Genomic DNA, 13,974 nt, shown 5'->3' on the forward strand with positions numbered 1-13,974 from the left:
TCGCCGGCGGTGGCGTCGGGGGTGAAAATCCCCTCCAGGGCCTGCAGTTCATCGGCGCCGAGGCGGACCTGCAGCGCGGCGACGTTCTCCTCCAGGTACTTGCGCTGCTTGGTGCCCGGAATCGGAATCAGGTAATCGCCCTGCGCCAGCACCCAGGCCAGCGCCAGTTGCCCGGTGGTGATGCCCTTGGCCGCCGCGAGTTGCTTGACCTGTTCCACCAGCAGCAGGTTCTTGGTGAAGTTCTCGCCCTGGAAGCGCGGGCTGAAACGCCGGTAGTCGTCGGCGGCGAAGTCCTCCGGGCTCTTCAGGGCGCCGGTGAGAAAGCCTCGTCCCAGCGGGCTGTAGGGCACAAAGGCGATGCCCAGGCGCTGGCAGGCCGCGAGACAGCCGTTGTCTTCCTGGTCGCGGCTCCACAACGAGTACTCGCTTTGCAGAGCGCTGATCGGATGCACCTTGTGGGCCCGCTCCAGGGTCGCCGCCGAGGCTTCGCTGAGCCCCAGGTAGCGGACCTTGCCGGCCTGCACCAGCTCGGCCATGGCGCCGACGGTTTCCTCGATGGCCACGTCCGGGTCGATACGGTGCTGGTAATACAGGTCCAGGGTTTCCACGCCCAGGCGCCGCAGGGTGCCCTCGATCGCCTGGCGAATGTATTCGGGGCGGCCGTTCACGCCGCGTGCCGCCGCGTCGCCCGGGTCGCGGACGATGCCGAACTTGCTGGCCAGGAACACCTGTTCGCGTTTGCCGCGAATCGCCTGGCCGATCAGGGTTTCGTTGCTGTGGGGCCCGTACATGTCGGCGGTGTCCAGCAGGTTGACTCCCAGTTCCAGGGCGCGATGCAAGGTGGCGGTGGCTTCCTTGGTATCGGTGCCGGTGGTGTAGAAGTCGGTCATGCCCATGCAGCCAAGGCCGATGGCGGAAACCTGCGGGCCGTTCTTGCCCAGTTGACGGGTTTGCATAGGAGAAGCTCCGGTAGTAGGTGTGGTGGCCATTGTTCTCCTCGACAAAAACAAGATAAACCGGCTAAAAGCACTATCACTATTCGTAATTTCTAAATAATCCGTGACAGGCCAAGCCAATGGACCGTTTTAACGCCATGCGTGTGTTCACCCGCATCGTCGACCTCGGCGGTTTCGCCAAGGCCGCCGACAGCCTGCAGATGCCCCGGGCCTCGGTGACGGTGCTGATCAAGCAGTTGGAGGCGCATCTGGGCGTGCAGCTGCTGTTGCGCACCACCCGCCAGGTCACGCCGACCCTGGACGGCGCCGCCTATTACCAGCGTTGCGTGCGGCTGCTGGCCGACCTGGAGGAAACTGAGGCGGTGTTCTCCGTTGCGCGCCACAACCCGCGGGGCACCTTGCGCATCGACATGCCGGCGGGGATCGGGCGGTTGGTGGTGATCCCGGCGCTGCCGGCGTTCTCCGAGCGTTACCCGTTGATCGATCTGGAAATCGGCCTCAACGATCGACCGGTGGACCTGATTCGCGAAGGGGTGGACTGCGTGTTGCGCGGCGGCCTGTGCCTCGACGACTCGCTGGTGGCCCGACCGTTGCTGGCGCTGGAGCAGGTGACTTGCGCCAGCCCCGCCTACCTGCGCCGGCGCGGTGTGCCGCAGAGCCTGGACGACCTGGCCGGGCATCAGATGATCGAGTATTTCTCCAGCGTCAGCGGCAAGCGTTATGGCCTGGAGTTCGAGGTGCAGGGCCAGGTGCTGTTGCCGGAGCTGCCCAAGCAGGTGTCGGTCAACAGCGCCGATGGTTACCTGGCCGCCTGCGAGGCGGGCTACGGCTTGGTGCAGACGCCTTATTACCATGTCGCCCAGCAGTTGGCCGAAGGGCGCCTGAGCGAAGTGCTCCGGCACATCCCGCCGCCCAGGATGCCGTTGAGCGCGCTGTACCCGCCGCACCGGCATCTGTCGACACGGGTCAGAGTGTTTGTCGATTGGCTGGTGGAGTTGTTCGCCCAGCCGGGGATTCACAACACCCGGCTGGCGTAGCTCGACAGTAAAGACAGACGCCCGCGGCGAGGCGGGCGTCTGGTAATTTCGCGGGTGAGGTTGCCGGAGGGGAAATACCGGCGGGCTGGATGACTTAGCGGTGGTAGTAGCCGGGGCCGCCGTCGTAATGGCGGTGATGCCAGCCGTCGTGAGGGAAGATGATGCAGCCGGACAGAGTCAGCATCGCCAGCAGGGGAATCAGCCATGTGATTCGACGGAACATTGCGCAGTCCTCAAAGGGCTCTCGGGGTTAACACCGCCGCGATGCAGCGAAAACTCTTCGGCGGCTGTAACATGAGACCCCGTTTGCCTGCGCCCATCCCCGATTCTCGGTAGGCGTTTGGCATCTGTTTCGATACAAGGTCGATACATTTTCAGGCCGTACTTTTACAGGTTCAGGAACCCGCAATGACCCAGAAGCAACGTTTGATCTATTCGATTGTGATTTCCCTGGTGGTACTGGGAATCATGCTTGGCCTTTCTTACCTGCAGAACGCCGGAATGATCACCGAGAAAATGTTCCAGTACATCGCCATTGGCGTGGCGGTGACCGTGGTCGTGATCAATGGCGTGATGCGGCGCAAGGTCAAGCCTTGAGAGACACCCCCGACGGCCTCAGTCGCGGCCGTCGAGTATGGCTTCAGCCTGTTGATGCAGGCTGAAGCTCTTGTCTGCATTGAGGGTGATCACGCCTTCGCTGCACAGCCGCTTCAACACCTCGCGCACGCTGAGGAACGACAGCGGGATATCCAGCTCCAGCAAATGACTGTGAATACCACGCACCCCCAGGGCGCGCTGGCTTTCGGCTGCCTGTAGCAAGGCATCGATGACTTTCAGGCGAATCAGGCTGGTGCGCAGGCCGAAGCTCTTGAGCAGGTGCCTGATGCGTTCGTTGCGGTTGCGCTCGGCTTGCTTGCCGAAGACACCGGCACCAGCGTTCAGGGAGGACGCGGGTTGTGCGGTGTGGCCATCCGTTGGCAGTTGCGGGTCGTACATGCAAAAACTCCTTTTCAGAGCCTGATCAGGAAAATGACGGGTGCTCTCATATAACTAGACGAACGAGCCGCGCAAATCATGAGGAATCAGATGTAGAAAATTTGTGAGGCCTTTGTCGTCGCCGGGTTGGCGGGCGATCCGCGACTGGCGCGAGGCAGCTAAATTTTCCGTGGCGGTTTCGTCTGTAAGGGCAGGCGGGCCTCGGCTGTTGTCGGGCCGCGCCGTTCTTTCCAGGCTGGAACCCGGTCCCCTGTGTGCTCATCGCATGCCGCGCCAGCCTTGGTTGTGCATCTTTTTCGATCAGGAGTCGGCGTGATTATTTCCAGCCAGTTGCCCAGGTTTTGCCTTGCGGGTTTGTTTCTGGGGCTGAGCCTTGCGGCTCAGGGGCGTGAGGTCCAGGGCGGAGAGGCGAGTGCCGATATTCGCCGTACCGGTTTTGGCGTCCCGCATATCCGTGCCGCCGACGAACGAGGCCTGGGTTATGGCATCGGCTATGCCTACGCCCAGGACAACCTGTGCCTGCTGGCCAACGAAGTGCTGACGGTCAATGGTGAGCGTTCGAAGTATTTCGGCCCGCAGCAACAGACCCTCGAGCAACGGGAAAACCTCACCAGCGATCTGTTCTTCAACTGGCTGAACACGCCCCAGGCGGTGTTCGGCTTCTGGCAGGCGCAGACGCCGCAGGTGCGGCAACTGATCGAAGGCTATGTCGCCGGCTATAACCGCTCCCTGGCCGAACGCCGGGCCCAGGGCTTGCCCGAGCAGTGCCAGGGTGACTGGGTACGGCCGTTGACCGCCCTGGACCTGGTCAAGCTGACCCGCCGGCTGTTGGTGGAGGGGGGCGTCGGCCAGTTCGCCGAAGCCCTGGTAGGCGCGACACCGCCATCCGCCACGGCGCAGCTGAAACAATCGGCCCAGGTCTTCGCCCAGGCGGACGCCCGTGGCCAGCGTTTCGCCCTGGACCGGGGCAGCAACGCGGTGGCCGTGGGGCGCGAACGCTCGTTCAATGGCCGCGGCATGCTGCTGGCCAACCCGCATTTCCCCTGGGTGGGCGGCATGCGCTTCTACCAGATGCACCTGACCATTCCCGGCAAGCTGGATGTCATGGGCGCTGCCTTGCCCGGCCTGCCGATGATCAATATCGGTTTCAGCCAGCACCTGGCCTGGACCCACACGGTGGACACCTCCAAGCACTTCACCCTGTACCGCCTGCAACTGGACCCCAAGGACGCGACCCGCTACCTGCTCGACGGCAAGTCCCTGCCGCTGGACAAGCAGACGCTCAGCGTCAAGGTGAAGGGCGAGGACGGCCAGCTCACCACCCTCAGCCACAGTGTCTACAGTTCGCAGTTCGGCCCGCTGGTGCAGTGGCCCGGCAAGCTGGACTGGGACAAGCGCTTCGCCTACAGCCTGCGCGACGCCAACCTGGAGAACGACCGGGTGCTGCAACAGTGGTACGCGATGAACCAGGCCCGCAGCCTCAAGGAGTTGCAGGCGTCCGTGCATCAGCTGCAGGGCATTCCCTGGGTCAACACCCTGGCCGTGGATGACCAGGGCCAGACCCTGTACATGAACCAGTCGGTGGTGCCCAATGTCAGCGCGGAAAAACTCGCGCGCTGCAGCGACCCGCGGATTGGCACCCGGCTGATCATTCTCGATGGCTCCCGCGGCGCCTGTGCCTGGGACATCGACCCGGCCGCCGCGCAACAGGGCATCTACCCGGCCAGCCAGCTGCCGCAACTGCTGCGCAGCGATTATGTACAGAACTCCAATGATTCGGCGTGGATGGTCAACCCGGCCGCGCCGCTGCAAGGCTTCTCGCCGCTGATCAGCCAGCAGGACCTGCCGCTGGGGCAGCGCGCGCGTTTTGCCCTGAACCGTCTGATCGGCACGGGCAAAGCCGCGCCGCTGAGCGCCGCCGACCTCAAGCACATGGTGATGGACGATCAGGTGTACCAGGCCGGGCAGGTGATGCCGGACCTGCTGCAGTTCTGTGCCGCCGACCTGGGCACCGATACCCAGGCCCTGGCGCCGCTGTGTGCCAGCCTCAAGGCCTGGGATCGCAGTGCCAACCTGCAAAGCGGATTGGGCCTGGTGCATTTCCAGAATGTCATGGAGCAGTTGGAGGCGGTCGACGACCGCTGGCGCGTGGCCTTCGATGCCCGGGATCCGCAGCACACGCCGCGTGGCCTGGCGATCGACCGGCCGCCCGTGGCCAAGGCGTTGCGCGAGGCGATGCTGGCCTCGGTGCAGCAAGTGGCCGAGTCGGGCCTGAAGGCCGACAGCCGTTGGGGCGATATCCAGGTGGTCAGCAGTGGTGGCCGGCAGACACCGATTCATGGCGGCCCGGCCAGCCTGGGGGTGTACAACGCGATCCAGAGCGTGCCCACGGCCGACGGCAAGCGTGAGGTGGTCAGTGGCACCAGCTACCTGCAAGTGGTGACCTTCGACGACCAGGGCCCGCATGCCCAGGGCCTGCTGGCGTTCTCGCTGTCCAGCGACCCAGCGTCGCCGCACTCGCGGGACCAGACCGAGGCGTTCTCGAAGAAGCAGTGGAGTGTGTTGCCGTTCACCGAGCAGCAGATCCAGGCGGACCCGCAGTACCGGTTGCAGGTGATTCACGAAGTGGAGGATCGGTTGCGCAAGGTCGCGACCCAGTAAGCGCGCTCAACCTGGCGTCAAGCGAAGGCCGCACCCGCGAGGGTAGCGGCCTTCAGCTTTTTGGCGCGGTGCCTGGCAGCGAATTGATGACCGGATTGCCGTCCTGGTTGCGGGTCAGGTACACCGGCAACACCTTGGGCAGCGTGGTCACCAGGCTCTTGACCGCGGTGACGTCGTAGATGCCGCCGACCCGAATGTTGCCCGTGGCGCTGTCGGCCAGCATCACCGGCTTGCTGAGGTAGCGGTTGATCAGCGGCAGGGCCTCGCCGAGGGCCAGGTTGTCCAGCACCAGCTTGCCCTGGCGCCAGGCCAGCGAGCTGTCGTTGGCATAGGTCTGGCTGATCTGCGGCTGGTAGTCGCCCCGGCGATAACGCGCCTGCATGCCCGGATCGAGACGGAAGCCGCCATCGGGGCGGCTGTTGTCGCTGTTCACCAGTACCGAACCTTCGAGCAGGGTGACCCGTACCTGATCCTCGTACATCCAGACGTTGAACTGGGTGCCGGTGACCCGGACCTCGCCGCTGGCGGCCTTGACCACGAACGGATGGGCGCTGTCATGGCTGACCTTGAAGAAGGCTTCGCCTTTTTTCAGGGTGACCCGGCGCTGGTCCTTGTAGTTGCTGTAGGTCAGCTCGGTGCCCAGGTTGAGTTCGATCTGGCTGCCGTCGGCCAGGGTCACCTGGCGCATGCTGCCGTCGGCCTGGAAATGTTCGTAGGAGGAGGGCAGCCAGCCCAGGCTCCAGCCGCTGTAGGCGGCCAGGGGCAGGGCCAGAGCGCTGATCGCCGCGGCCATGCCGTAGGCGCGCCAGGATCTGCGCGGCGCCAGCGCTGGCGTTGGCAAGGGCACGACGGTGGCGGTTGGCGGGCGTGGCAGATGGTCGGCGACTTCCCAGATTTCCTGCATCGCTTCGTACTCGAAGGCATGCAGCGGATGGGCATCGCGCCATTGCTCGAAGGCCTGGCGTTCGGCGGCCGTACAGTCCGCGGCATGCAGACGCATGCACCACTGCGCGGCGGCATCGGTGATGGCGTCGTATTCGGCTTCTGTGAGGTGCTGTTGGCTCATTGGCTCTTCCTGGTTTCGCGCATTCTACCCTTCGCAGCCAGGCTTGGAGAACCGCCGTCATGGCTGATGCCTATCAAAAGTGGAACTTATTTTTGCCCCGAAGCCCCTGAAACACAGGACTTTCGCCAGCAGTATCCACAGCTGGAGTGAAAAAATGATCAAAAACACAGGGGCGCTGTCATCGCTAATGCCACCTTGGCTCGCCATCCTCGGCTGACGGCCTGTTCGTAGCGACTCTGTCACTTCCTGGCATCGCCTGTGCAAGGTCATGGCCGAGGTTGACAGAGCGCGCGCAAAGCGTTGTTTAATCGTCGGGCGCACTCACCCACGTGCATCTTCATACGCTGTAGCCCATTCCAATAATTAATCCGGAGCTCCAGATGTCTGTATCGCCCCTGGCTGTTGAAACACCGCAGGAACACCTGTCGCTCGAGGCGCTGGTGACGCTGCTGGAAACGATTTTCCTGCGCCATGGCACCAGCGCCGAAGTGGCACGCAGCCTGGCGCAGAACTGTGCCGCTGCCGAGCGCGACGGCGCTCATAGTCATGGCGTGTTCCGTATTCCCGGCTACGTGTCGACCCTCAATAGCGGCTGGGTCAACGGCAAGGCCGTGCCGGTGGTCGAAGACGTGGCCCCGGCCTTTGTCCGGGTCGATGCGGGCAACGGTTTCGCCCAACCGGCGCTGGCGGCGGCGCGGGCGCTGCTGGTGGAGAAAGCCCGCCACGCCGGGATCGCCATTCTGGCCATCCGCAACTCCCATCACTTCGCCGCGCTGTGGCCGGACGTCGAGCCCTTCGCCGAGGAAGGGCTGGTCGCCCTGAGCGTGGTCAACAGCATGACCTGCGTGGTGCCCCACGGCGCCGACCGGCCGTTGTTCGGCACCAACCCGATCGCCTTTGCCGCGCCCCAGGCCGCTGGCGATCCCATCGTTTTCGACCTGGCCACCAGCGCCATCGCCCATGGCGACGTGCAGATCGCCGCGCGCAAGGGCGAACGCCTGCCGCCGGGCATGGGCGTGGACGGCCTCGGCCAGCCCACCGATGACCCGAAAGCCATTCTCGAAGGCGGCGCGCTGTTGCCGTTCGGCGGGCACAAGGGTTCGGCGCTGTCGATGATGGTCGAGTTGCTGGCGGCGGCCCTGACGGGTGGCAACTTCTCGTTCGAGTTCGACTGGTCCAACCACCCGGGCGCGAAGACGCCCTGGACCGGTCAGCTGCTGATCGTCATCGATCCGAGCAAGGGCGCCGGGCAGAATTTCGCCGAGCGCAGCCAGGAGCTGATCCGGCAGATGCACGGCGTAGGGCTCAAGCGCCTGCCGGGGGATCGCCGCCATCGCCAGCGGGAAAAGTCCCTGCGCGAGGGGGTTGCCCTGGACGTCGCGGAACTCAAGCAACTGCGGGAACTGGCCGGGCTTTAAAACGCGGTTTCAAAACGCAAGGATCAGGCGAGCATGTTGCTGGCCTGGTCCTTTTTTATCGGTTGCGGGTGGCAAGGCTTGTTACGAACGACGCCCCAGCAACAGGCCCACCACCAGGCCGAAGCCGGCGGAGATGGCCACGGTCTGCCACGGGTGGCCGCCGATGTACTGCTCGGTGGCTTGCACCACCGGCTTGCTGCGCTCGCGCACGCTGGACACCGAGTCCAGCGCCTGCTTGAGTTTCAACCCCACCTGCTGGCGCAGGTTCTCGCCTTCCTCACCCACCAGCGACGCGCTGTTTTTCAAAAGCTTTTCCGATTCTTCGATCAGCGCCTGAAGCTCGCTGAATGCCTGGTCCTTGATTTGTTCGTCAACCGCTTGCGCGGCAGTTTTACGAGCCATTGAGTTACTCCTTGCGGGTCAGTGATGCGATGAACAATGGAGTTGCGGGGGGAATGAAAAGTTGCAGCTATTTTCTGCGCCGGCTCCATGCCGGCGGGAAAACCCCAGCCGTCACAGTGTAAGATGTCGGCAATTTTACGCAGCAGGAAATTCCCATGAGCTTCAATCTGGCCAACAAGACTCTCGCCGAGCGCGCAGAGATCGAAGATGAAAAGTCCCGTCTGTTCGAGCTGTGGCAGAGCAACCTGGGCAAGGCCAAGGGCGAAGCCGCGCGGTTGTTCGGCGAGCGCGGCAAGCGCAAGGGCAAATGGGCCGAATGGGTGCGCTCCGAGCTCGACGGCATGTCGCCGCCGGAATACGCCAACATGGTGCGCAGTGAAGTCAATCGCCTGATGGCGGCGAACAAGTAGCTTCGAAGCTGGCGACTATCGCTTCCCGCACTTTCAGCACCACCGGATCGATCTGCGCGCTGGTGCGCCAGCCCAGCTCGATCGGGTAACGCGGCAGGTCCAGCGGGCAGGGCAGCAGCGCCAGCCCGGTCAGTTCGGCGATGCTCCGCGCGGCATGGGCCGGAATGGTCGCCACCGCCTGGCTGCCCTTGAGCAGATGGGGCAGCGCGGCAAAATGCGTGGTCGAGGCGCAGACCTGGCGACTCAGCCCCAGGGTCGCCAGACCCTCGTCGGTAATCCCGATAAAACCTTGCGACGACACCAGCACATGCTCGCGGGCGACGAACTCGTCGAGGTCGATGGCCTGCTGTCCCGGGCTCAGGCTCGCCGGGTCCGCCAGGCACAGATAACCACCTTCCCCCAGGACCTGACGGCTGAGCATGCGTTCGGCGAAACCGCCGGCGCTGATGGCCAGGTCGATGCTGCGCTGCAACAGCGCTTCGCCGACGATCTGGCTGTGGCTCTGGCGAAAGATCAGGCGCAGCTTCGGCGCCCGCCGGGCGACTTCCTCGATCAGGCGCCGGCCGTAGGCAATCTCGAAATCGTCCGACAGCCCGATCGCCACCGAGCGCCCCTGATAATGGCTGGCATGGGGATCGACCATGGCCAGGCTCTGCCGGCATTTGTTCAGGGCCTCGCTGACCACCGGCTTGAGCTGGTTGGCCCGCAGGGTCGGCGCCAGGCCGCGGCCGGTGCGCACGAACAGCTGATCGCCGTACAGCTCGCGCAAGCGCCGCAGCGCCGCGCTCATGGCCGACTGGGTGACGCCCAGGCGCAGGGCGGCGCGACTGGCGCTGGATTCGTCATGCAGGGCTTCGAAGGCCTTGAGCAGGTTGAGATCGACCTGGGCGATATTCATCTGGTTCATATCATTCAGTATCAGGAGGGGCTTTCTGCATGATCGGCGAGCGCCGGACAATGGGCAACACTTCACCGCCACAGGAGTTTTCCCGATGTCCAAATCCGTTGTCGCTGCGTTGCAGATCGGCTCCCTGCCAGGGGGCAAGGCCGCTACCCTGGAGCAGATCCTGTCCTATGAGGACGCCATCATCGAGGCCGGCGCGCAGCTGGTGGTGATGCCCGAAGCCTTGCTTGGCGGCTACCCGAAGGGCGAGGGCTTCGGCACTCAGCTCGGCTATCGCCTGCCGGAGGGCCGCAACGCCTTCGCCCGCTATTTCGCCAACGCCGTCGAGGTGCCGGGCGCGGAAACCGACGCCCTGGCCGGTCTGGCGGCGCGCACTGGGGCCAACCTGGTGCTGGGGGTGATCGAGCGTGCAGGCAGCACCCTGTATTGCACGGCGCTGTATTTCGACCCGCAGCACGGCCTGGTGGGCAAGCATCGCAAGCTGATGCCCACCGGCACCGAGCGGCTGATCTGGGGCAAGGGCGACGGTTCGACCCTGCCGGTGCTGGACACCCAGGTCGGTCGGGTCGGCGCGGTGATCTGCTGGGAAAACATGATGCCGTTGCTGCGCACCGCGATGTACGCCAAGGGTGTGGAAGTCTGGTGCGCGCCGACCGTGGACGAGCGCGAGATGTGGCAGGTCAGCATGCGCCACATCGCCCATGAAGGCCGCTGCTTTGTGGTCAGCGCCTGCCAGGTACAGGTGTCACCCGAGGAACTGGGGCTGGAGATTGCCAACTGGCCGGCCGAGCGCCCGCTGATTGCCGGTGGCAGCCTGATTGTCGGGCCCATGGGCGAGGTACTGGCCGGGCCGCTGGTGGGCCGTGCCGGGCTGCTGACGGCGCAGATCGACACCGCCGAGCTGGTGCGGGCGCGCTACGACTACGACGTGGTCGGCCACTATGCGCGCCCGGACGTGTTCGAGCTGACAGTGGACGAACGGGCCAAGGCCGGCGTGCGTTTTATCTGAGGCGGCGCCATTGCTCGCGGGTGATTTCCCAGATGTCCCGGGGCAATCGCCCGCAGACGAAGTCGTCTTCGTCACTGCGGATCAGGCGCATGCCCGCGCGTTCGGAAATCCGCCGTGAGGCCAGGTTCGGCGCGGCCTTGGGCACCCGCATCACCTCGCGCCCCAGCACTTCGAACCAGTATTGGGTGACCGCCGCACTGGCCTCGCTCATATAGCCCTGGCCTTGCCACGCCGGAGCCAGCCAGAAGCCGCGGTTGTTGTCGGTCTGGTCCATCAGGCTGACATTGCCGATCAATTGTTCGGGCGCGCTTTTCAGGCGGATCGACCAGTGCCATTCCTCGCCGCGCTCGATGGCCGGCAGCGCCAGGTCGCGCAGGTAACTCAGGGCGCCATCGGCGGGATAGGGCCAGGGCACCCGGGCGTTGAGAAAGCGCACCACTTCCCAGTGCGGGAACTGCTGCTGGACGGCATCCGCGTCGGCCAGTTCCAGCGGGCGCAGGATCAGGCGCTCGGTGTAGAGGGTAGGGATAGGTTGCATGTTCGCGGCACATTCCTTGTGTGGATCGGGTGTGGTTTTCAGCGTGCGCCCAGCACCAGGCGTTCGCTGAGAAAGTCGACGAACACTCGCAGTTTCGGCAGCAGATGTCGACTGCCAGGCCAGAGCACCGAGAACTTGCCGCTGTCGATCTGATAGTCGTCCAGCACCGACACCAGCGAGCCGTCGGCCAGCGCCGCGCGCACCACGAAATCCGGCACGAAGGCGAGGCCCAGGCCCTGGGTGGCGGCAAAGATCAGCGACTCGAGGTTGTTGCTGGTCAAGGCGCTGCGCAGCACCAGCGGTGGCGCGTCGGCGGGCAGGCGCAGTTTCCATTCCTGCAATTGCACAGTGCCGGGAAACTTGTAGCGCAGGCAGGCATGCCGCTCCAGGTCCCGTGGGCATTCGGGCACGCCATGGCGGGCGAAATAGTGAGGGGCGCTGACCAGCACGAAACGGAACGGCCCCAGGATGCGGGATTTGAGTTGGGAATCCGCCAGCTCGCCGCTGCGGATCACCGCGTCGACGCCTTCGGCGATCACGTCGATCAGCCGGTCGTTGAAGTCCAGGTCCAGCTCGATGTCCGGGTAGTGTTCGGCGAACTCCGGCAGGATCGGCAACAGCATGCGATAGCCGATGGCGGGCAGGCTGACCCGCAGCTTGCCGCGAGGCTTGTCGCTGATGCGCGCCAACTCGGCCTCGGCGTCTTCCACCTCGCCGACTATGCGCTGGCAGCGTTCGAAGAACAGCGTGCCTTCGTCGGTCAGGCTGATGCGCCGGGTGCTGCGATTGAGCAGGCGCACGCCGAGCCGTTCTTCCAGGCGGGCCAGGCTTTTGCCCACCGCCGAGGCGGAGATGCCCAGGCGTTCCGCCGCGCCGACAAAACTGCCGGCCTGCACCGTGCGCACAAAGGCCAGCATGCCACTGAGGTTGTCCATGAGGGATCTCGATTAGAGCCTTTATGTCCGCAAAGAACGGACCTAAGCCCTGTTTGTGGGTGATTGCGGCGAATCTACCATTGATCGCACTGCTACATTCCCCTTGAGGTGTCGATGAATTCGCCAACCGATGTGCCTGCTGCCTTCGATCCCACCGTCGCCGGCGGTTCTTCCTACGCGGTGCTGGCCGCGGTGTGCCTGGCTGCGCTGATCCTGCCGCTGACCTTCGTCGGCGTGGCCGTGGCGACCCCGGCCATCGGCCGCGAGTTGGGCGGTGGCCCCCTGGCCCTGAGCTGGATCACCAATGCCTTCATGCTGAGTTTCGGCAGTATGCTGATGGCCGCCGGTACCCTGGCCGATGAGTTCGGGCGCAAACGCGTGTTCAGCCTGGGCGTCGGCCTGTTCGCCCTGACGTCGCTGGCCCTGGCCTTTGCGCCTTCGGTGTTCTGGCTCGACCTGTTGCGGGCCGTGCAAGGGCTGGCCGGCGCGGCGGCGCTGGCGGGCGGCTCGGCGGCCCTGGCCCAGGAGTTCGAGGGCCCGGCGCGGACCCGTGCCTTCAGCCTGCTGGGCACCACCTTCGGCGTCGGCCTGGCATTCGGGCCGATCCTCGCCGGGGTGCTGATCGAAGCCTACGGCTGGCGCTCGATCTTCGTCTCCGGGACCTTGATCGGCGGCCTGTCGCTGCTGTTTGGCGTGCCGCGCATGCAGGAGTCCCGCGACCCAGACGCGGCGGGTGTCGACTGGCCCGGCACCTTGAGTTTTACCGCGGCGCTGGTGGCGCTGACCTGGGGCATTTTGCAGGCACCGCAAAGCGGCTGGGGCAGCCCGCTGGTCTGGGGCTTGTTGCTGGTGGCGCTGCTGGCATTGCTGCTGTTCATCGTCGTGGAGCTGCGGGTCAAGCGGCCGATGCTCGACCTGTCGCTGTTTCGCTACCCGCGCTTTGTCGGCGTGCAGTTGCTGCCGATCGCCACCTGCTATTGCTTCGTGGTGTTGCTGATCCTGCTGCCGATCCGCTTTATCGGCGTGGAAGGCTACAGCGAGATCGATGCCGGATTGATGATGATCGCCTTGTCCGCGCCTATGGTGGTGGTGCCCTTGCTGGCGGCGTGGCTGACCCGCTGGTTCAGCGCCGGGACCCTGTCCAGCGTTGGCCTGGTGATCGCCGCGCTCGGGCTCTATCTGCTCAGCCGGATCGCCCCGGGGCAGGCGCCGGCGGCCAATGTCTTGCCCATGCTGTTGATCGGCCTGGGTGCCGGTTTGCCCTGGGGCTTGATGGACGGGCTGTCGGTCAGTGTGGTGCCCAAGGAACGGGCGGGGATGGCCACCGGCATCTTCAGCACCACCCGGGTGGCGGGTGAAGGCATTGCCCTGGCCCTGGTGGTGGCCCTGCTGGCCGGCTTGCTGCAACTGTCCATGGCTGCGGCACTGCCAGAGCATCCGCAGCTGCCGCTGGCCGCCCAGCAGCTGGCCAGCGGCAACCTGCAGGCCAGCGCGGCGTTGGTGCCCGAGCTGGGCCGGGAGCTGTTGCTCGGGCTGTACGCCAAGGCCTTCACCTGGCTGCTGTATGCGCTGATCGCCATCACCCTGGTCGCGGCGCTGGTGGTGCGGCTGATGCTGCATGAGCCGCGCCGGGCTTGAGGGT

At 65.0% G+C, this 13,974-nt stretch carries 15 protein-coding genes; 7 read left to right on the forward strand and 8 right to left on the reverse strand.

What is annotated here, in order from left to right:
• The coding region (locus tag J4D52_RS08210) for an aldo/keto reductase (RefSeq protein ID WP_207272119.1) at nt 1–956 on the reverse strand (956 nt) is incomplete at its 3' end.
• A 119-nt stretch (nt 957–1,075) separates the two neighbouring features.
• On the opposite strand from J4D52_RS08210, the gene J4D52_RS08215 reads away from it, so the two are divergent.
• Nucleotides 1,076–1,993, forward strand: a complete 918-nt coding sequence (locus tag J4D52_RS08215; protein ID WP_102677187.1) for a LysR family transcriptional regulator — start codon at nt 1,076–1,078, stop codon at nt 1,991–1,993.
• A gap of 94 nt (nt 1,994–2,087) precedes the next feature.
• Here the strand turns inward: J4D52_RS08215 and J4D52_RS30480 are convergent, their stop codons facing one another.
• Complete coding sequence (locus J4D52_RS30480; RefSeq protein WP_256581545.1) at nt 2,088–2,216, reverse strand: hypothetical protein; 129 nt, start codon at nt 2,214–2,216, stop codon at nt 2,088–2,090.
• 185 nt (nt 2,217–2,401) lie between these two features.
• On the opposite strand from J4D52_RS30480, the gene J4D52_RS08220 reads away from it, so the two are divergent.
• Nucleotides 2,402–2,590: a hypothetical protein gene (locus tag J4D52_RS08220; protein ID WP_007928588.1), complete on the forward strand. Its 189-nt coding sequence runs from the start codon at nt 2,402–2,404 to the stop codon at nt 2,588–2,590.
• Between the two features lie 18 nt (nt 2,591–2,608).
• Here the strand turns inward: J4D52_RS08220 and J4D52_RS08225 are convergent, their stop codons facing one another.
• Nucleotides 2,609–2,989: a hypothetical protein gene (locus J4D52_RS08225; protein WP_007928587.1), complete on the reverse strand. Its 381-nt coding sequence runs from the start codon at nt 2,987–2,989 to the stop codon at nt 2,609–2,611.
• Between the two features lie 312 nt (nt 2,990–3,301).
• On the opposite strand from J4D52_RS08225, the gene J4D52_RS08230 reads away from it, so the two are divergent.
• Nucleotides 3,302–5,650 (forward strand): acylase, encoded by a 2,349-nt coding sequence (locus J4D52_RS08230; protein WP_102677188.1) that lies wholly within the window; start codon nt 3,302–3,304, stop codon nt 5,648–5,650.
• Between the two features lie 52 nt (nt 5,651–5,702).
• Here J4D52_RS08230 and J4D52_RS08235 read toward each other — a convergent pair whose 3' ends face one another.
• Nucleotides 5,703–6,716, reverse strand: coding sequence for a FecR family protein (locus tag J4D52_RS08235; protein WP_102677189.1), 1,014 nt, complete (start codon nt 6,714–6,716; stop codon nt 5,703–5,705).
• A 380-nt stretch (nt 6,717–7,096) separates the two neighbouring features.
• Here J4D52_RS08235 and J4D52_RS08240 point away from each other — a divergent pair, with 380 nt between their 5' ends.
• Entirely contained in the window at nt 7,097–8,134 is a 1,038-nt protein-coding gene (locus J4D52_RS08240) for an Ldh family oxidoreductase (protein ID WP_025809081.1), read from the forward strand.
• An 81-nt stretch (nt 8,135–8,215) separates the two neighbouring features.
• On the opposite strand, the gene J4D52_RS08245 is transcribed toward J4D52_RS08240, so the two are convergent.
• Nucleotides 8,216–8,536 (reverse strand): YqjD family protein, encoded by a 321-nt coding sequence (locus J4D52_RS08245; protein WP_025809080.1) that lies wholly within the window; start codon nt 8,534–8,536, stop codon nt 8,216–8,218.
• Nucleotides 8,537–8,691: 155 nt separating this feature from the next.
• Here J4D52_RS08245 and J4D52_RS08250 point away from each other — a divergent pair, with 155 nt between their 5' ends.
• A complete protein-coding gene (locus tag J4D52_RS08250; RefSeq protein WP_025809079.1) occupies nt 8,692–8,946 on the forward strand; it encodes a hypothetical protein in 255 nt (84 codons plus the stop codon).
• On the opposite strand, the gene J4D52_RS08255 is transcribed toward J4D52_RS08250, so the two are convergent.
• On the reverse strand, nt 8,918–9,853 hold the full coding sequence (locus tag J4D52_RS08255; protein WP_102677190.1) for a LysR family transcriptional regulator: 936 nt from the start codon (nt 9,851–9,853) through the stop codon (nt 8,918–8,920). The two genes, J4D52_RS08250 and J4D52_RS08255, sit on opposite strands and share 29 nt — an antisense overlap.
• An 85-nt stretch (nt 9,854–9,938) precedes the next feature.
• Between J4D52_RS08255 and J4D52_RS08260 the strand changes: the two genes are divergently transcribed.
• A complete protein-coding gene (locus J4D52_RS08260; protein WP_102677191.1) occupies nt 9,939–10,859 on the forward strand; it encodes a carbon-nitrogen hydrolase family protein in 921 nt (306 codons plus the stop codon).
• Here J4D52_RS08260 and J4D52_RS08265 read toward each other — a convergent pair.
• Both J4D52_RS08265 and J4D52_RS08270 read right to left on the reverse strand, forming a co-directional pair.
• Nucleotides 10,852–11,397 (reverse strand): GNAT family N-acetyltransferase, encoded by a 546-nt coding sequence (locus J4D52_RS08265; protein WP_063430506.1) that lies wholly within the window; start codon nt 11,395–11,397, stop codon nt 10,852–10,854. The two genes, J4D52_RS08260 and J4D52_RS08265, sit on opposite strands and share 8 nt — an antisense overlap.
• Before the next feature lie 38 nt (nt 11,398–11,435).
• Nucleotides 11,436–12,332 (reverse strand): LysR family transcriptional regulator, encoded by an 897-nt coding sequence (locus tag J4D52_RS08270; RefSeq protein ID WP_102677192.1) that lies wholly within the window; start codon nt 12,330–12,332, stop codon nt 11,436–11,438.
• Between the two features lie 114 nt (nt 12,333–12,446).
• On the opposite strand from J4D52_RS08270, the gene J4D52_RS08275 reads away from it, so the two are divergent.
• A complete protein-coding gene (locus J4D52_RS08275; RefSeq protein ID WP_102677193.1) occupies nt 12,447–13,970 on the forward strand; it encodes an MFS transporter in 1,524 nt (507 codons plus the stop codon).
• Nucleotides 13,971–13,974: the final 4 nt, after the last annotated feature.

Origin of the sequence: Pseudomonas sp. GW460-12-10-14-TSB1 (assembly GCF_017349775.1) — a bacterium.
Taxonomy (GTDB): Bacteria; Pseudomonadota; Gammaproteobacteria; order Pseudomonadales; family Pseudomonadaceae; genus Aquipseudomonas; species Aquipseudomonas piscium.